This is a genomic window from Rhodococcus sp. 320_ES (assembly GCF_059691855.1).
This window is the reverse complement of sequence record NZ_JCAWAG010000005.1, coordinates 428,352-446,242: the sequence shown is the minus strand read 5'-3', so window position 1 is coordinate 446,242 and position 17,891 is coordinate 428,352. Positions and strand designations below refer to the sequence as shown.

Sequence of the window (17,891 nt, the reverse complement as noted above, 5' to 3'; positions counted from 1 at the left end):
GTTGCGGTCTCGTATCGGATTGGATTCGAACGGGCGTTTAGAGTTCGCGGCGTGGCTGGAACCGCGACACCCGCAACGACCGCATTGAAGAAGAACGGCATCGACTTCCTCGTGCACACCTACGACCACGATCCCGGCGCCGAGTCGTACGGCGGGGAGGCGGTCGACGAACTCGCAGGGCAAGTGAACGTCTCCCCCGAACAGATCTTCAAGACACTCGTCGTCCGGGGCCCCGACGGCACACTTGCGGTGGCGGTGCTTCCGGTGCCACATCGGTTGTCCACCAAAGCGTTCGCGGCGGCCGTCGGATGGGCGAAGGTGGTCATGGCCGATCGAACGGAGGCAGAGCGATCGACCGGCTACGTACTCGGCGGCATCTCGCCGGTCGGACAACGCAAACCGCTGCGCACCGTCGTCGACGAGTCCGCGCTGCAGTGGCCGCGCGTCCTCTGCAGCGGTGGGCGACGCGGACTCGAGATCGACCTCGATCCGCGTGACCTCGTGCGCGTCACCGGTGCGCTGTCGGCCGACATCGTGGCGCACTGACCGCAGCGGCGCCGAGCCGGATGGGAGGATGGCGAGGTGACCGCATGGACCGCCCCCACCGCTTCTGCTCCCGTCCGCGCCGTCGTGCCGCTCCCGGGATCGAAATCCATCACCAACCGTGCGCTCGTCCTCGCCGCTCTCGCCGACGGCCCGAGCGTGGTGCGCCGCGCCCTGCGCAGCCGCGACACCGACCTCATGATCCAGGCGCTGCGAGCACTGGGGGTGACGGTCGACGAAGGCGGCACCGACGGCACCACGCTCACGGTGACGCCCGCCCGCCTGACGGGAGGCGCCGTCGAATGCGGCCTCGCCGGAACGGTGATGCGTTTCGTTCCCTCCGTCGCCGCACTGGCCGACGGGCCGAGCACCTTCGACGGGGACGAGCAGGCTCGCACCCGTCCGCTCTCCACCGTGCTGGACGCGTTGCGTGCCCTGGGCGTCGACATCGACGGAGACAGGCTCCCGTTCGTGGTGAACGGTACGGGGTCCGTGCGAGGAGGCACGGTCGAGATCGACGCCTCCGGTTCGTCGCAGTTCGTCTCGGGCCTGCTGCTCTCGGGTGCAGCGTTCGACGAGGGTGTGGTGGTTCACCACGTCGGCAAGCCGGTGCCGTCCATGCCGCACATCGACATGACGGTGGACATGTTGCGCACTGCCGGGGTTTCGGTGGACACGCCGGCCGACTCGGGTCTGGCGGACACCTGGCGAGTGCACCCCGGCACCGTCCGGGCCGTCGGGTTCGACGTCGAGCCCGACTTGTCCAATGCCACACCGTTTCTCGCGGCGGCTGCGGTCACCGGCGGCGAGGTGACGGTGCCGGACTGGCCGACGGCGACCACGCAACCCGGAGATGCCATTCGCGACATTCTCGAGGCCATGGGCGCCGACGTCTCGATCACCGACGCCGGCCTCACCGTGCGTGGCCCGACGAGGTTGCGCGGCATCGACATCGACCTTCACGACGTCGGAGAGCTGACGCCGACCGTGGCCGCGCTCGCCGCCGTGGCCGACGGCGTGTCGTTTCTCCGCGGCATCGCTCACCTGCGTGGGCACGAGACCGACCGATTGGCGGCGCTGGCAACGGAGCTGACGTCTCTCGGCGCGCAGGTCGTCGAACTCGACGACGGACTCGAGATCACCCCGGCGCCGATGACGGGCGGCGCCTGGCGGTCGTACGCCGATCACCGCATGGCGACGGCAGGAGCCATCGTGGGACTCGTCGTTCCCGGGGTCGTCGTCGACGACGTCGGCACCACCGCCAAGACGCTGCCCGGCTTCGAGAACATGTGGGCCGAGATGCTCGGCGAGCACGCAGGAGTGGGTCGATGACGAGGGAGGCCGAGCACTGAGCCCGCGGCAGCTCGACGAATCGGACGTCCGCATACGTCCGGGACGGGGAACCCGGCCACGCACCAAGACGCGTCCGACGCACGCGGATGCGGAGACCGCCATGGTGGTCTCGGTCGACCGTGGCCGATGGGGGTGCGTGATCGACGGTGATCCGCACCGTCTCGTCGTCGCCATGCGCGCACGTGAACTGGGCAGAACCCCGATCGTCGTCGGTGACAACGTCGGCGTCGTGGGCGACGTGTCGGGCAAGGTGGACGCGCTCGCTCGTATCGTGCGAGTGCAGGAGCGGCGAACGGTGTTGCGGCGCACGGCCGACGACACCGATCCGTACGAACGCGTGGTGGTGGCCAATGCGGACCAGTTGTTGATCGTGGTTGCGCTGGCCGATCCCCCGCCTCGGTCCGGGTTCGTCGAACGCGCGATGGTGGCGGCGTACGTGGGCGGGTTGCAACCGGTGCTGTGTCTGACCAAGGCGGATCTGGCCGACCCGGACGACTTCGTGTCGCTGTTCGCCGACCTCGACGTCCCGGTGGTGATGGCGGGACGCGATCAACCGCTGGGGCCGCTGCTCGACCGCATCTCCGGCTCTCTGACCGCTCTGATCGGGCATTCGGGTGTGGGTAAGTCGACGCTCGTGAACCGGTTGGTTCCCGAGGCCAACCGCGCGACGGGAATCGTGTCCGGGGTGGGCAAGGGACGGCACACGTCCACTCAGTCCGTTGCGCTGCACCTGCCGGGCGAGCCGACGCCGGATCTCACGTCGGGCGATCGAAATCCGTTCGGAGGCTGGGTGATCGACACGCCGGGCATCCGCTCCTTCGGCCTGGCTCACATCTCGGCCGAGGACGTCGTCGCAGCCTTCTCCGATCTCGCCGTCACCGCGGAGCAGTGCCCCCGAGGCTGCACCCACCTCGGTCCACCGGCGGACCCGGAATGCGCGCTGGACACGTTGACCGGCAAAGCGGCACAACGTGTCCAGGCGGTTCGGCGTCTGCTCGTGGCCATCGGCACGAACGAGACGTGGTGATCAGCTCGCGATCAGCGACCTGACCTTTCCGGCCTTCTTCGAGCCACGCATCGCACTGAGAAGTCCCCGACGCTTACCCGTCGCAGGATCGATCGTGGCGGCGCCGCCGTAGGCGCGCTCCGAGTGCGTCTCCGGAGCGTCGTCGGCGGTGGCCTTGAGGTACTTGTCCGGAAGCGAGAGCTTGGCGATGGTGCGCCACGACTTGGCGTACTGCAACGCGAAATTGCCTGTGGTGTAGGGCAAGTCGTACTTCTCGCACAGCTCGCGCACCCGCACGCTGATCTCGGCCAACCGGTTGCTGGGCAGATCCGGGAACAGGTGGTGCTCGATCTGGTAGCTCAAGTTGCCGCTCATGAAGGCGAGCACCGGGCCGGAGTGGAAGTTCGCACTGCCGAGCATCTGGCGGAGGTACCAGGCGCCCTTGGTCTCGTTCTCGAGATCCTTCTTCTTGAACTTCTCCGCACCGTCCGGGAAGTGTCCGCAGAAGATCACGGCGTTGGTCCAGACGTTGCGAATCAGGTTCGCCGCGATGTTGGCCGTGAGTGTCGATCGGAAGGTCGCTGCGGGCGAGACCGAGCAGACCGCCGGAGTGACGGCGTAGTCCTTGACCATCTGCCGGCCGATCTTGGTGGCGGCGAACCGGGCACGGCGCAGCGTCTCGGCCTTGGCCTCGCCGCCCTTGGCGATCTTGCCCAGTTCGACGTGCTGAACTGCGACGCCGTACTCGAACAGAAGCATCAGGAGCGTGTTGTAGACCAGGTTGCCGGCGTTGAACGGCGACCACTTGCGGTCACGGGTCACGCGAATGAGGCCGTAGCCCACGTCGTCGTCCATGCCGAGCACGTTGGTGTACTTGTGGTGAATGTAGTTGTGGGTCTGCTTCCAGTACTCCGAGGTGCCGGCGTTGTCCCACTCCCACGAGGTGGAGTGCACCTCGGGGTCGTTCATCCAGTCCCATTGGCCGTGCATGACGTTGTGGCCGAGCTCCATGTTCTCGATGATCTTGGAGACGCCGAGCATCGACGCGCCCAGCCACCACACGGGGCGGTGCTTGCTCCCGAGCAACACCGTGCGCCCCGCGGCCTCGAGGCCGCGCTGCAATCTGATGGTGTTCCTGATGTACCGGGCATCGCGCTCTCCGCGCGATTCTTCGATCTCGCGACGGATCGAGTCGAGCTCGTGACCGAGGGCCTCGACATCGGCCTCGGTCAGATGTGCATATTCCTTCACATCGGAAATAGCCATGGTTGCAGCTCCTTGCCAACATTGGATGGCCGAAACGGGATCGTGACCCGTTGACCGTTGGCCCTACTGTACCGAAAGTTACGCCACCGTAGGTTGGAGATCTTCCAATGTGACTCGGCTAACCTTGGACCTTCGCATGAACGAGATGCCTTGCCTGCTCCGAGGCCGATTGGTAGGCGTCCTTCGCTCCTCGTCGTGCCTCACGAAGCGCCGACCGCAGACCACGCTTGCGTCCGGTGACCGGATCGAACCGAACCCTGTCCACCATGGATGCGCCGGCGACGTGGAAACGGCGCTCCGAGCTGGTCTCGGGGGCATTGTCCGAGGTGGAGCGCAGGAACCGGTCCGGCAACGACAGCTTGTAGATGGTGCGCAGAGCCAGCCAGTACTGCGTCAGCAGGTTGCCGGTGGTGTAGGGCAGGTCGTACTTCTCGCACAGAGCGTGAACCCGCTCCGCCACCTCGGCGTACCGATTGCTGGGCAGGTCGGGGAAGAGATGATGCTCGATCTGGTAGCAGAGGTTGCCGCTCATGAACGCCATCGCCGGGCCGGCCGTGAAGTTCGCGCTGCCGAGCATCTGACGCAGGTACCACTCCTCGTGGGTCTCCGTCTCGAACTGACCCATCGTGAACTTCTCGGCACCGTCCGGGAAGTGTCCGCAGAAGATGACGACGTACGCCCACAGATTGCGAATCACGTTCGCCGTCAGGTTGGCGCCGAGCGCGCGCCGCCAGCCGCTGGGTCCGGCCAGCGCGGGAAAGACCACGAAGTCCTTGGCCAGCTGCTTGGTGATCTTGTTGACGAACTCCCTGTTCGGGCCCCTCCGCAACTCGAATCGGCCCTCGTCGCTGGTCAGCTTCGCAGCGTCGAGATCGTGGAAGGCGATGCCCCACTCGAACGTGAGCGCCAGGATGAGGTTTCCGATGGGCTGAACCGCGTTGCGCAGCTTCCACTTCTCGTCACGCGTCATCCGCAGGATCCCGAAGCCCACGTCGTGGTCCATGCCGACGATGTTCGTGTACGTGTGGTGCGAGTAGTTGTGCGCGCGCTTCCAGTGCTGCGACGGGCCGGTCTGATCCCACTCCCACGACGTCGAGTGGATCTCTGGATCGTTCATCCAGTCCCACTGGCCGTGACTGACGTTGTGGGCGAGCTCCATGTTCTCGATGATCTTCGCCGTCGCCAACAGCGCCGTTCCGAGCACCGCCGGTGCGCGCCACTTCGATCCCAGGATGCACAGGCGTCCGGCGATCTCGAGGCTGCGCTGCGCGGCGATGGTGCGCCGAATGTACTTGGCGTCGCGCTCGCCCCGATCGTCCTCGATGTCGCGGCGAATCGCGTCCAACTCACGGCCGAACGCTTCGATGTCGGCGTCCGTGAGATGAGCGAACTCTTTGATGTCGGTGATCGCCACCGTGCTACCCCCGAAGGATGTCTGGACAGTGATTCGGCTGTCGCGGATCACGCTCTCGGCTGCTCTTTCGAGTCTCGGCGTGCATCACGAGAATAGCGGAACCCTGACGCACCCGGTGTGAGCCGAGACGCACGCCACCCGATTCCTCGGGCGCCGCGCGGGTCTACATCTCGATCGTGCAGTCTCCCGCCGCGGCCGAGATGCACGTCTGGATACGCTCGCCGGCGGAGTGTTCCTTGCCGCTGCGCAGATCGCGTACGTGACCGGAAACCAGTGGCACGACGCATGTTTGGCAGATTCCCATGCGGCAGCCGAACGGCATCCGCACACCGAGCTTCTCGCCGGCGTCGAGGAGCGTGGTGGCGCCGTCCACGTCGGCTGCGCGGTCCGACACGGCGAACGTCACGGTGCCACCCTCGCCGACGGCACCCGCTCGGGCGATCTCGAATCGCTCGGTGTGCAGGTTGTCCGCGACGTGTTCGGCCTTCCAGAGCCGCTCGATGTCGTCCAGCATCGCCACGGGTCCACAGGCCCAGGTCTGCCTGGTCCGCCAGTCCGGGTAGTCCGAATCCAGGGTCGCGAGGTCGAACTTGCCGTCGCTGCGGGTCAATTGAATGTGCGAGACGAACTTCGGGTACCGGGCGTCCAAGGCGGCCAGTTCGTCGGCGAACATCACTTCGTCCGCGGTGGGCGCGGAGTGCACGTGCACCACGTCGCCGAGTTCCCCGCGCCGATCCAGGCTGCGCAGCATGCCGATGATCGGCGTGATTCCACTCCCGGCCGTGACGAAGAGCATCTTCTCGGGAGGCGGGTCGGGCAGCGCGAAATTACCCTTTGGCGCGGCCAGCCGGACGATGGTGCCCTCGTGGACGCCCTCGACGAGGTGGCTGGAGAGGAATCCTTCGGGCATCGCCTTGACGGCGATCGAGATCTGCTTGTCCTTCCAGTCCGGCGGAGAGGTCAGGGAGTACGAGCGCCAGTGCCACCGGCCTCCCACGTGCAGCCCGATGCCGATGTACTGACCCGGCAGATAGCCGAAGTCGAAGCCCCACCCGGGCTTGATGACGATCGTGGCCGACGTCTCCGTCTCCTTCTTCACCGCCACGATCCGCCCGCGCAGCTCTCGCGCCGACCACAGTGGGTTCGCGAGATGGAGGTAGTCGTCGGGAAGCAGCGGAGTCGTCAGACGGGTGACCGCTCCACGCACCATGTTCAGCTTCGGCCGACGTGGTGCCGACACACCGGCGGCGGGTGCCTCGAGCCAGTCCTTGATCCCCATCAACAGCCTCTCTTCACGCACTCGGTGGCACAGGAGTCCACGACCGTCACAGAAGGTCCAGCAGAAACGGTAGCTCCTGGGTGGCGTACCAGGCCAGTTGATGATCCTCGGCGTCGCCGAGCACGAACTCGGCGTCGGGGTCACCCAGATCGGCCGCGTCGACCACGTCGACGGCGGACCGAACCGCGGGCTCGGCCGCCGCCAGGTCCACGTGAACCGCGGCGACCTGATCGAGTGCGAGCGGGGCCTGCAAACGCACCACCGCATCGTCGAGATCCGGTCGCAACGTGACCGCGTCGACGTCGGCCGCGATCACCGCGCGGCGAAACATCTTGGCCGACCCGGCGGTGGTGTCCTCCTCGACGACACCGTCGTCCGACGCATCGCTCGCCTCCGCGGCCAGCAGGCGCAGGGACGCGCGCGCCGCTTCGGTCATCGCCACGTCGGCGAGCTCGTCGTCGTCGCCGGACGCGTACGCCTCCCGCAGAGCCGGCGTCACCGCGAACGCGGTCCGACTGATCGGGTTCATCTCCCGGTCCTCGAGCAACACCTGCAACATCCGGATGGTCGCCGGTACGAAGACCCTCACCTGTTTCTCACCCTCTGCTCTATCTGCCGCCGTCGCGAGCCGCGTCGAGCAACTCCTCGAGCGACTCGTGCAGGAGCGAGGTGATCACCTCGACGTCCGGCATCGCGTCGCGGTCCGCGTTCAAACCGTAGTAGACGTTGCCGTCGTAGGACGTCAGGCCGATGCTCAGCGCCTGATTGCGCACGAGCGGGGGCACCGGGTACATCTCGAGCATGCGCGCGCCGCCGACGTAGAGCGGAAACTGCGGACCCGGCGCATTGGTGACGACCAGATTGAAGACACGCTGCGAGAAACTGCTGCCGACGCGGGCGCCCATGGCGTGCAGTGTCGCCGGCGCGAAGCCCGACAGGCGCATCAACGTCCCCGCGGTGACGCCTCGACTCTGCCGGACGGTCGCCTCCGTTGCGTGCGCGATGTGCGAGAACCGCACCACCGCGTTGGGCTCGCCCACCGGCAGGTCCACGAGGAAGGACGACACCTCGCTGGGAGCGAGGTCGCTGATGTCGGGACCTTCACCGGAGACGTACACCGACATCGGGACCAGCGCGCGCACGGTGGTGAACGCGCTGATGGGCTCTCCGCGCGAGAGCAACCAGTTGCGCAGCGCACCGGACACGACCGCCAACACGACGTCGTTGATGTTTCCGCCGAACTTGCTGCGGATGGCCCGGTAGTCCTCCAGATCCGTCTTCGCCACCGAGAACCGACGGTTGCGCGATATCTCGGTGTTCAGCGGACTCGACGGCGCAGCCTGCGCCGCCGTGCGCACCACGGCCGCGAACTTGCTCAGTGCGCGCACCGCACCACCGGCCGTGCGCGCGACATCGTTGACCGCGGTGCGGACCGCCTCCACGCCCTCGCCCGGGCGCGCGATGATCTCGGCGACGGCCTGCAGCACCAGTTCCGATTCACTCGGTTCGTGGCTCGGCATCCATATCTCTTCCGCCATCGTCGGCGGTGTCTTGGTCGCATCGAGAATGACCTGGCTGATCTCGAGCGCCTTGTCCCCGTCCACGAGGGACGAGTGCGACTTGGTGAAGATGGCGAATCGGTTCCGCGTGAGCCCTTCGACCAGATACATCTCCCACAGCGGTCGCGTCCGATCGAGCGGTCGCGACGTCAGACGGGCGACCAGGTCGTGCAGCTGTTCGTTCGATCCCGGCTTCGGCAGCGCGGACCGGCGAATGTGGTACGTGATGTCGAAATCTCGGTCGTCGACCCAGACGGGCCGGGCGAGACCGAGAGCGACCTCGCGCACCTTCTGCCGATAACGCGGAACCAGGGCGAGCCTGCTCTCGACGATGCTCAGCAGGTCGTCGTAACTGAAGCCGTTGCGCGGAACCCGAAAGACCGCAAGCGATCCGACGTGCATGGGTGTGGTGCCCGCTTCGAGGAAGTAGAAGGACGCATCCTGAGTCGTGAGCCTGGTGGCCATCGCCCCTCTGCCCTCCCTGTCGAAAACAGACCGATCTTTCGGTGCACAGTCTTGCATGCCGCTCGTGGCCGGCTGCGAGCCGACAACCCGTGTAACGACAGTGATCGATCTCTTGCGAGCAGCCGCATCGGATGCGATGCTCTTACCGCCTCACCCGCTCTCCTCGGGTGCCGAGCATCCATCACGATGTCCACGAGGAGAGCCATGCCCGACACACCTGCCCACTTCCCGCGATACCTGGGGCGGGCGCCGAGGTCCGAACCGCCGCTCGTCGGGTCGCGCGCGCGGCACCTTCCCACGCGGCGACTGTCGGATTCGCCTCGGCCCGGGCCGCATTCGGGTCGAACCGGCCGAGCGTACTCACCGCCAGGCGGCTCGACAGAGAGCCGCGTCCTCGCGCTGCAGACGGTCGAGGCCCGCGAATTCGCTACCGCCGCACTGCGTCTCGTACTCGAAGTGGTGGACAGGCGCCGCGGGCCGTCGACGTTGACACACCTTCTCAGCCCGGCGGTGGTGGGCATGGCGGGCGCGTTGGCGACGGCGGCGGTTCCCGGTCGGCACCTCGGAGTTGCTGTGCTGCAACGAGTTCACGTCAGCGTGATCACCCCGAATCACGCCGAGGTGTTCGGGACGTACAGCCGCGGCGACCGCGTGTTCGCGATCGCCGCCGGTGCCCGTTACCGGCGGACCGCCGGACGGGCACCGTGCTGGACGATGACCTCGCTCAGGTTGTCGTGACCGACGAACCTGCACACTACTTGCGGCGCTTGGACTTCGCGGGTCGCTTGACCGGCTTGTTCCCCGCGCGTGCCGCCTCACGGCGCTCGCGGCGCGTACCTTCGCCGCCGCCGTCCGATTCGGCACCGGCGCCGCGCCGAACCACGGTTCCGCCGTCCTCGTCCGGTCCGGAGTAGGTCAACCTCGATGCCTGCTCGTCGCCGAGACCCTTGGCGCGCAACGCGGCCGGGGCCGCCGATCGCTCGGGCGCCGGTGCGGGCTGCTGAGTGGGCAGTGGCGCAGCCGTCTTGGGCGCCGACGTTTGGGGCGCCGACGTTTGGGGCGCCGACGTTTGAGGCGCCGACGTTTGAGGCGCAGCGGGCGCGGCCTTCGTCAGCGGCGCCGCCGAGCCGACGGGAGATTGCAGTCCGGCACCGACCTGAAGTCCCGCGGACGCGGCCGGACTGGGCTGCGTTGCCTCGACCTGCAGGTTGAACAGGAAGCCGACCGACTCTTCCTTCAGCCCCTCGAGCATGCCGGTGAACATGTCGTATCCCTCACGCTGGTACTCCACGAGGGGATCGCGCTGCGCCATGGCGCGCAGGCCGATGCCTTCCTTGAGGTAGTCCATCTCGTAGAGGTGTTCACGCCACTTGCGGTCGAGAACCGACAACAGCACGCGGCGCTCGAGCTCACGCATGCCGCCCTCGCCCGCGATCGCGTCGATCTCTTCCTCGCGGCGTGCGTAGGCCTGGCGCGCATCGTCGAGGAGCGCCTCGAGCAGTTCGTCGCGGGACAGATCGCCCTTCTCACCGAACTCGTTCTCGCCGGTGAGCGCCTTGTGGTCCAGCGACACGGGGTAGAGCGTCTTCAGCGCGGTCCACAGCTGGTCGAGATCCCAGTCCTCGACGTAGCCCTCGGCCGTCGCGCCGTTGACGTAAGCCGAAATGACCGAGGTGATCATCTCCTCGATCTGACCCTCCATGTCGTCGCCGCGCAGGATCCGGCGACGCTCCTCGTAGATGACGGTGCGCTGCTGGTTCATCACCTCGTCGTACTTGAGCACGTTCTTGCGGATCTCGAAGTTCTGCTGCTCGACCTGCGTCTGCGCGCTCTTGATGGCCTTCGAGACCATCTTGGCTTCGATCGGAACGTCGTCGGGGAGGTTCAGCCTGGTCATGATCGATTCGAGAGCGGCGCCGTTGAACCGCCGCATCAGCTCGTCGCCGAGCGAGAGGTAGAAGCGCGACTCTCCGGGATCGCCCTGACGACCCGATCGGCCGCGAAGCTGGTTGTCGATTCGGCGCGAATCGTGACGCTCGGTGCCCAGGACGTACAGGCCGCCGGCGTCGCGCACCTTGTCGGCGTCTTCCTTGACCTGAGCCTTCACCGAGTCGAGGGTGTCTTCCCACGCCTGCTGGTACTCGTCGGGGTTCTCGACCGGGTCGAGTCCCTTCTTGCGCAGCGCCAGGTCGGCCAGGATGTCCGGGTTTCCGCCGAGCACGACGTCGGTGCCGCGGCCGGCCATGTTGGTCGCGACAGTGACCGAACCGGACCGGCCGGCCTCGGCGATGATCGTCGCCTCCTGCTCGTGGAACTTGGCGTTCAGCACGCTGTGGACCACGCCGCGCTTGGTGAACTGCTTGGACAGGTACTCCGAGCGCTCGACGCTGGTGGTGCCGATCAGGACCGGCTGGCCCTTCTCGTGGCGCTCGACGACATCGTCGACGACGGCGTCGAACTTGGCTTCCTCGGTCTTGTAGATCAGGTCGCCGTTGTCGGTGCGGATCATCGGCCGGTTCGTCGGAATCGGAATCACGCCCAGGCCGTAGGTCTGGTGCAGCTCGGCAGCCTCGGTCTCGGCGGTACCGGTCATGCCGGACAGCTTGTCGTAGAGGCGGAAGTAGTTCTGGAGCGTGATCGTGGCGAGAGTCTGGTTCTCGGCCTTGATCTCGACCCGTTCCTTCGCCTCGATGGCCTGGTGCATGCCCTCGTTGTAGCGACGTCCGACCAGGACGCGTCCGGTGAACTCGTCGACGATGATGACTTCGCCGTCGCGGACGATGTAGTCCTTGTCCTTCGTGTACAACTCCTTGGCCTTGATGGAGTTGTTCAGGTAGCTCACCAGCGGGGAGTTGGCCGCCTCGTAGAGGTTGTCGATGCCGAGCTGATCCTCGACCAGCTCCACGCCCGCCTCGTGCACACCGACGGTGCGCTTCTTGATGTCGACCTCGTAGTGGATGTCGGGCTTGAGCAGCGGCGCGATGCGCGCGAACTCGGCGTACCACTTGCTCGACGCGTCTGCCGGTCCCGAGATGATCAGCGGTGTACGCGCTTCGTCGATCAGAATCGAGTCGACCTCGTCGACGATCGCGAAGTTGTGGCCGCGCTGGACGAGATCTTCGAGGGAATGCGTCATGTTGTCGCGCAGGTAGTCGAACCCGAACTCGTTGTTGGTGCCGTACGTGATGTCGGCGGCGTACGCGCTTCGGCGCTCGGCCGGCGACATACCCGACAGGATGACGTCGACGGACAGGCCGAGGAAGCGGTGAACGCGTCCCATCCACTCCGAGTCACGCTTGGCCAGGTAGTCGTTGACCGTCACCACGTGCACGCCGTCGCCGCCGATGGCGTTGAGGTACGCGGGGAGAACGCAGGTCAGGGTCTTACCCTCACCGGTCTTCATCTCCGCGACGTTTCCGAAGTGCAGCGCGGCGCCGCCCATGACCTGCACGTCGAAGTGCCGCTGCTGAAGCACCCGCCAGGAGGCCTCGCGTGCAACGGCGAATGCTTCGGGAAGGAGCTCGTCCAGCGTCTCACCGTCGGAGTACCGGCTCTTGAACTCGTCCGTCTTGGCGCGCAGTTCGTCGTCGGTCAAGGACTCGACCTGCGGCGACAGGGTGGAGACGTGGTCGGCGATGTGTTTCAGCCGCTTGACCATGCGACCTTCACCGACACGGAGCAGTTTGGAAAACGACAACGACGGCACTGGCTTTACTCGTCCTCAATACTCGGTGGTCATGACAGCGCGGGCTGACCCGGCGCAGCCCATGGTAGGCGTCTCACACACGACACCGCGGGTGGCCCGTCGTGATCGCGACGAGGCACCCGCGGCGCAGTGGTCGATTTTCCTCGCGTTCAGGTCAGCCGAATGAGCCCGTAATCGAAGGCGTGCCGGCGGTAGACGACGGACGGCCGGTCGGTGGCGCTGTCGTGGAAGAGGAAGAAGTCGTGGCCGACGAGCTCCATCTCGTAGAGGGCGTCGTCGACTGACATCGGGACGGCCGAGTGCGTCTTGGTGCGCACGATCCGGCCGGGGCCACCGTCGAAGTCGTCGGGGGTGTCCGGCTTGTCGGCGAGGGTGTGCTCGTGGACGTCCTCGTCGATCAGAGCGGCCGTGGCCTCCGCGACGGACGTGGGTCGCTTCTCTCCGTAGTGGACCTTGCGGCGATCCTTCGTGCGGCGCAGGCGACTTTCGAGCTTGGTGGTGGCGGATTCGAGTGCGGCGTAGAAACTGTCGGCGCAGGCCTCGGCACGCACGACGGGACCCTTGCCCCGCACGGTGATCTCCACGCGCTGGCACGACTTGGACTGTCGGCGATTGCGTTCGTGGAAGAGTTCGACATCGAACAGGTGAATCGTGGGATCGAAACGCTCGAGTCGTTCGAGTTTCTCGGTGACGTAAATTCGGAAGTGATCGGGTATTTCGACGTTACGGCCCTTCACGACGATTTCGGCGTGTGGCGCGTCCTGGCTCGAGCTGTCGTCCGCTTCTACGAAAACGGACGTTGGAGACGATGTCGTCATATAAACCTCCCGATACTGGCCGCGCTGCATGCGCGGCGACGCATGGAAACGAGCGCCGGGAAGGGAACCGCCCGGCACGTGCGGGAAGGCCGAAGCCCACCCGTCTTTCAGGTGGAGAGGCATCACCTCCAGCCGAAAGTCGCTCGCAGACGGGAACATTCGAGACCGAAACGAAATGCAATCGATCCGATCTTTCCCGTGACCGTAGTCCGTTGATTGCCCGTCCGCCACCGTTCATCGAATATTCACGGGAGGTGTTCAGGAATGTCGGGACCGAATGCCCGACCAAAGGGAACGAAAACGATCTACAACACAGACGCGACGACCACGACGGCATCCACAACGACCCCGTACGACGCGAGAGCCCGGACCGTCTCGGACGCGGTGGTACCGGTCGTCATGACGTCGTCGACCACGATCGTGGTGCCCGCGCCGAGGCGGGCCGCCGTCTCCGCGGAGATCCGCGCCCGCACGTGACCGGCCAGGTTGGATTCGCGAGCGCGAGCCGACAACCCCACCGAATCGCGGACCGTCCGGTCGACACCCACGACCGGGGCCACGAGTACGTTCTCCGGACGCAGAGCCAGCGCCGCCGCGCGGCACAGTCTCTCGACGGGGTCGCCGCCGCGCCTGCGCGCCGCGGTCCGCCTCGACGGAGCAGGTACGAGCGACAGCTGGGAGAGCTGCCACGGATCGATCTCACCCCGTCGCCGCAACGCCTGGACCGCTCCCCCGACGGCGTCGCCCAGAGGCCGCGCAAGGTCGCGGCGTCCGCGTTCTTTCGCCGACACCACGCTGCGCCGGCGAGGTCCGGAGTACGCACCCAGCGCCCAGCACGGCGCCCCGACCTCCGCTCGCGGGCTCACCGCGATCGGATCGGCGGCGAGATCGGCCCGGCACGCGGCGCACCAATCGGTTCCCGCCCGTCCGCACCCACCGCACTCGCGGGGCAATATCAGGTCCAGGAGCGTGTTCACGGCGCCGATCCTCCACGACGGCACCGACACGTCGGCGTCTAACCGGGCAGGACGGGAACCGCGGACGCTCCCGTCAGACCGGGAACCTCCCGCCAGTAGCGATCGCTCGCCGGGTCCGTGTTGTCGATCTCGAACACCGCGCGCGAGTCGGCCACGAAGACGCTGGTGGCCGACGCGTCGACCGAGACCACCGGGGCGGTGAGGTTGCGACTCGGGAGCGCGTCGAGGCGCGAACCGTCCACCGCGACCTGCACGATCGGGATGTCGGACGAGGCCCGAGCGACCACGACGGTGTCTCCCGTGCTCCAGTCGAGCGACAGCGCGGAACTGCCGAGCCCGTCCGCGACCGGCCTCGGCTCCCGCAGCGCGTAGACCCCGTTGGACTGCCGCACGACGACCGCGACGTACACCGACCCGTCGACGATCAGGGCCGCGCGAACTCCGTCCCGAGACAACCTCAGTTCGGTGATCTGACCGCCTATGCCCGCCAGCGCCGACGAGTCGACGCCCACCACGGACACCTGACCCGTCGCCGGGTCACGCACGGCGCGAACAACTCTCGTGCCGTCCACCACGGCCCAGACCGCGTCCTTGTCCGGTCCCCACGACGGGCGCGTGACCGAATTTCCCTCGGCGACCGGGAACCCCCCACCGCCGTACGTTCCGATGAACAGAGCGTCGGGCAGCTGCGGCGCGGCGCGGCCGGTATCCGACACCGCTCCGACGAGGGTGCCGTCCGCGGACAGCGATATCGACTTCAGATTGTTGACCGTGCCGAAGTAGCCGGACACAGGGGTGACGGAGGCGTCGTCGCCGATCTTCACCAGGCTGCCGCCCTTGAGTGCGTGCAGACCGATCGTCGCACCCGAGACGGAGAGCGGGTCGTACGCAGCCACCTCGGCCGTGGTCCACCCGTCCGGGTACGCCGAATCCAGCGGGACACCGTCGGACAGAATGACGTACGGCCCCGATACCTCGGACTCGGCGAGGGTCCAGATCACTTGCGCAGCAAGCAGTTCCCGGTTCGCGGCGTCGAGGTTGCCCAGCCCCGTGAGGTCGACTCGGATGCCGCCGAGGCCCACTCCCACCGACGACGTTCGCCCGTCGGCCTTCGTCACGGGTCCGCGCAGAGACACTCCGTTGAGGAGGTTGCGCACGGCGGGCGCGAGGGAGTCGCGCGGGCCGGAGAGCAGCGACCCCATCAGCTGCTCGGCGAGTCGGTCCTGAGCGACGGACACCCACCGCGGATCGGGAACCAGCGAGGTTCCCGTCGGGTCGGCGAAGTACAACGACTTGCGTTCGTAGCTGTTCAGAAACTGGGTGCGGTCCATGATCGTGCCCTCGGGCAGACCGTCGACGCGCCACTCGCCGTCCGTCCTCGACAGGGTCAGCCGAGCCTCGAACGAGCCTTCCTCGGCCTGATACTGCCCGCCCTGTTCGAGCTGGCCGACGCGGTTCGCACGGATGGTGTACTCGGCGGTGTCGCCGGATCGGCTGTCCTCGAGCACGTCTACCTTGTCGACGACGGTGGCACTCGCACCGTCGTTCCACCCCTGCGACGCCTCGGGGGTGAGGAACTGACGCGCGGCGGCGTGAGCGTCGGTGGGATCGGTGCTGGCCTTGACGAAATCGCGGACCAGCAGCTGCGGCTCACGGCCGGGCGTCGGGACGGGGAGCTCCGGGACGGCCGGTTCGCGGGCCACGGTGCCGAGTGCCTGCGGCGCCGACGAGGTCGGCAGGCTCGCACATCCGGACGCCACCAGCAGCATCGGAACCGCGATCGCGGCAGCGAGGCGACGGCGGATCATGTCGGCGGTTCCGCGGACGAACGGGCACGGGAGGCGATCGCCGGGCGGTCGTACGCCGCACCGGTCGGGTGACCGATCGGGGATCGGCGCGTCACCGGCCGCAGCGGCAGTGGACTGGTAACCACCTTGCGTCCGCGCACGCGAGGAAGCGTGAGCCGGAAGTAGGCCCCGTGACCGAGTTCTCCCCAGGCGTCGAGCTTGCCCTCGTGCAGCCGGGCGTCCTCGAGACTGATCGCGAGTCCGAGCCCGGTCCCACCCGAGCGTCTGACCCGGGACGGATCGGACCGCCAGAACCGGTTGAACACCAACTTCTCCTCACCGGGGCGCAGTCCGATGCCCTGATCGCGAACCACGATGGCAACGGCGTCGGCGTCGGCGCGCAGTCGCAGCAGCACCGGCTTTCCTTCCCCGTGGTCGATGGCGTTGGCCAGCAGGTTGCGCAGAATGCGTTCGACTCGCCGAGGATCGACGTCGGCCATCACCGGTTCCTCGGGCATGTCCATGATCAGCTCGGTACCGCTCTCGCGCGCCAGATGTCGCACCGTGGACACCGCCGCCTTGGCGCACATCCGCAGATCCAGCTGCTCCGACGCGAGCTCGGCGACGCCCGCGTCGTGTCGAGAGATCTCCAGCAAGTCGTTCAGCAGCGTTTCGAACCGGTCGAGTTCGTTGACGAGCAATTCCGACGAGCGCTTCAGTGCCGGGGGCAGATCGTCGGACGCGTCGTGGATCAGCTCGGCTGCCATGCGCACCGTCGTGAGCGGCGTCCGCAGCTCGTGCGAGACGTCGGAGGTGAACTGCCGCTGCAGGTTTCCGAACTCCTCGAGCTGAGCGATCTGCTTCGACAGGCTTTCGGCCATCTCGTTGAACGACATTGCGAGACGTGCGATGTCGTCCTCGCCGCGCACCGGCATTCGTTCCTTCAGTCTGCCGTCCGCGAACCGCACCGCGACGCGCGACGCGGACCTGATGGGCACCACCACCTGACGGGCCACCAGCATCGAGATGGCCGCGAGCAGCACCATCAGCACGGCCCCGCCGATCAGCAATGTGCCCCGCACGAGCGCCAGGCTGCGGTCCTCCCCCGCCAACGGGAACACCAGGTACAGCTCGAGCGTCGACAGATCCGACGCGGTGGGACTACCGACGATCAGGACCGGCCCGGAAAAACCGGTGGGATCGTTCGTCGTGGAGAACTGATAGCTGACCTGGCCGGCCTGCACGAAAGCACGCAGCGACTGCGGAATCTGGTCGGCGGGTCCGGTCGAGGTCTCCTGCCGCGATCCGTCTCCAGCCACGATGAGAACCGGGTCGAACGTGCCCGCCGAGCTCGAATCGGCGCCCGTCTCGGTGTCGCGGTTGGTCAGGGCCGAACGCACCAGCTGGAGCCGGTTGCCGAGGGTGGTGCTGTCGTCGGCGCCGGCGAGCTGACCTTCGACCTCGGCGCGCGCACGATCGAGCTCCTTGGTGGCCGCGTCGATCTTCGTCTCCAGCAGTCGATCGGTGATCTGGCTGGTCAGCACCACGCCGAGGATCGTGATCACGATGAGCGAGAGCGTGAGGGTCGAGACCACCACGCGCAGCTGCAGCGACCGCCTCCAGGCGTGGGACAGCGACGTGCTCAGCGAACGAAACCAGCGGATCACCGGGGAGAAGGTCCCGTTGATCCGCCGTCTGGATCTGGAGGTCCAGATCAT

The 17,891-nt window shown here is 67.0% G+C and carries 14 protein-coding genes; 4 read left to right on the top strand and 10 right to left on the bottom strand.

Annotation, left to right across the window (positions count from 1 at the left end; all coding sequences use genetic code 11):
- The first annotated feature begins 51 nt into the window (after positions 1–51).
- The 3 genes from AC59JP_RS19780 to rsgA all read left to right on the top strand — a co-directional run bounded on the left by AC59JP_RS19780 (position 52) and on the right by rsgA (position 2,923).
- A complete protein-coding gene (locus AC59JP_RS19780; protein ID WP_497327506.1) occupies positions 52–546 on the top strand; it encodes an aminoacyl-tRNA deacylase in 495 nt (164 codons plus the stop codon).
- Between the two features lie 36 nt (positions 547–582).
- Positions 583–1,875 (top strand): 3-phosphoshikimate 1-carboxyvinyltransferase, encoded by a 1,293-nt coding sequence (aroA, locus tag AC59JP_RS19775; protein WP_497327505.1) that lies wholly within the window; start codon positions 583–585, stop codon positions 1,873–1,875.
- Between the two features lie 121 nt (positions 1,876–1,996).
- Positions 1,997–2,923, top strand: a complete 927-nt coding sequence (gene rsgA, locus AC59JP_RS19770) for a ribosome small subunit-dependent GTPase A (RefSeq protein ID WP_497327504.1) — start codon at positions 1,997–1,999, stop codon at positions 2,921–2,923.
- On the opposite strand, the gene AC59JP_RS19765 is transcribed toward rsgA, so the two are convergent.
- From AC59JP_RS19765 to AC59JP_RS19745, 5 genes are all read right to left on the bottom strand, one after another.
- Positions 2,924–4,168, bottom strand: coding sequence for a fatty acid desaturase family protein (locus AC59JP_RS19765; protein WP_497327503.1), 1,245 nt, complete (start codon positions 4,166–4,168; stop codon positions 2,924–2,926).
- Between the two features lie 118 nt (positions 4,169–4,286).
- Positions 4,287–5,582, bottom strand: a complete 1,296-nt coding sequence (locus AC59JP_RS19760; protein WP_497327502.1) for a fatty acid desaturase family protein — start codon at positions 5,580–5,582, stop codon at positions 4,287–4,289.
- Positions 5,583–5,745: 163 nt separating this feature from the next.
- On the bottom strand, positions 5,746–6,861 hold the full coding sequence (locus AC59JP_RS19755; RefSeq protein WP_497327670.1) for a ferredoxin reductase: 1,116 nt from the start codon (positions 6,859–6,861) through the stop codon (positions 5,746–5,748).
- A 46-nt stretch (positions 6,862–6,907) separates the two neighbouring features.
- On the bottom strand, positions 6,908–7,420 hold the full coding sequence (locus tag AC59JP_RS19750) for a DUF6912 family protein (RefSeq protein WP_497327669.1): 513 nt from the start codon (positions 7,418–7,420) through the stop codon (positions 6,908–6,910).
- 49 nt (positions 7,421–7,469) lie between these two features.
- Entirely contained in the window at positions 7,470–8,885 is a 1,416-nt protein-coding gene (locus tag AC59JP_RS19745; protein ID WP_497327501.1) for a WS/DGAT/MGAT family O-acyltransferase, read from the bottom strand.
- 204 nt (positions 8,886–9,089) lie between these two features.
- Here AC59JP_RS19745 and AC59JP_RS19740 point away from each other — a divergent pair, with 204 nt between their 5' ends.
- Complete coding sequence (locus AC59JP_RS19740) at positions 9,090–9,623, top strand: Rv3235 family protein (RefSeq protein WP_497327500.1); 534 nt, start codon at positions 9,090–9,092, stop codon at positions 9,621–9,623.
- Positions 9,624–9,639: 16 nt separating this feature from the next.
- Here the strand turns inward: AC59JP_RS19740 and secA are convergent, their stop codons facing one another.
- The 5 genes from secA to mtrB all read right to left on the bottom strand — a co-directional run bounded on the left by secA (position 9,640) and on the right by mtrB (position 17,891).
- The gene (gene secA / locus AC59JP_RS19735) at positions 9,640–12,591 is read right to left on the bottom strand and encodes a preprotein translocase subunit SecA (protein ID WP_497327499.1); all 2,952 of its coding nucleotides are present in this window, start codon (positions 12,589–12,591) and stop codon (positions 9,640–9,642) included.
- A 149-nt stretch (positions 12,592–12,740) separates the two neighbouring features.
- Positions 12,741–13,409: a ribosome hibernation-promoting factor, HPF/YfiA family gene (hpf, locus tag AC59JP_RS19730; protein WP_497327498.1), complete on the bottom strand. Its 669-nt coding sequence runs from the start codon at positions 13,407–13,409 to the stop codon at positions 12,741–12,743.
- Between the two features lie 305 nt (positions 13,410–13,714).
- The gene (locus tag AC59JP_RS19725; protein WP_497327497.1) at positions 13,715–14,386 is read right to left on the bottom strand and encodes a ComF family protein; all 672 of its coding nucleotides are present in this window, start codon (positions 14,384–14,386) and stop codon (positions 13,715–13,717) included.
- Between the two features lie 38 nt (positions 14,387–14,424).
- Positions 14,425–16,194, bottom strand: coding sequence for an MtrAB system accessory lipoprotein LpqB (lpqB, locus tag AC59JP_RS19720; protein WP_497327496.1), 1,770 nt, complete (start codon positions 16,192–16,194; stop codon positions 14,425–14,427).
- Positions 16,191–17,891 (bottom strand): MtrAB system histidine kinase MtrB, encoded by a 1,701-nt coding sequence (gene mtrB, locus AC59JP_RS19715; protein WP_497327495.1) that lies wholly within the window; start codon positions 17,889–17,891, stop codon positions 16,191–16,193. Before mtrB ends, lpqB begins: the two co-directional genes overlap by 4 nt.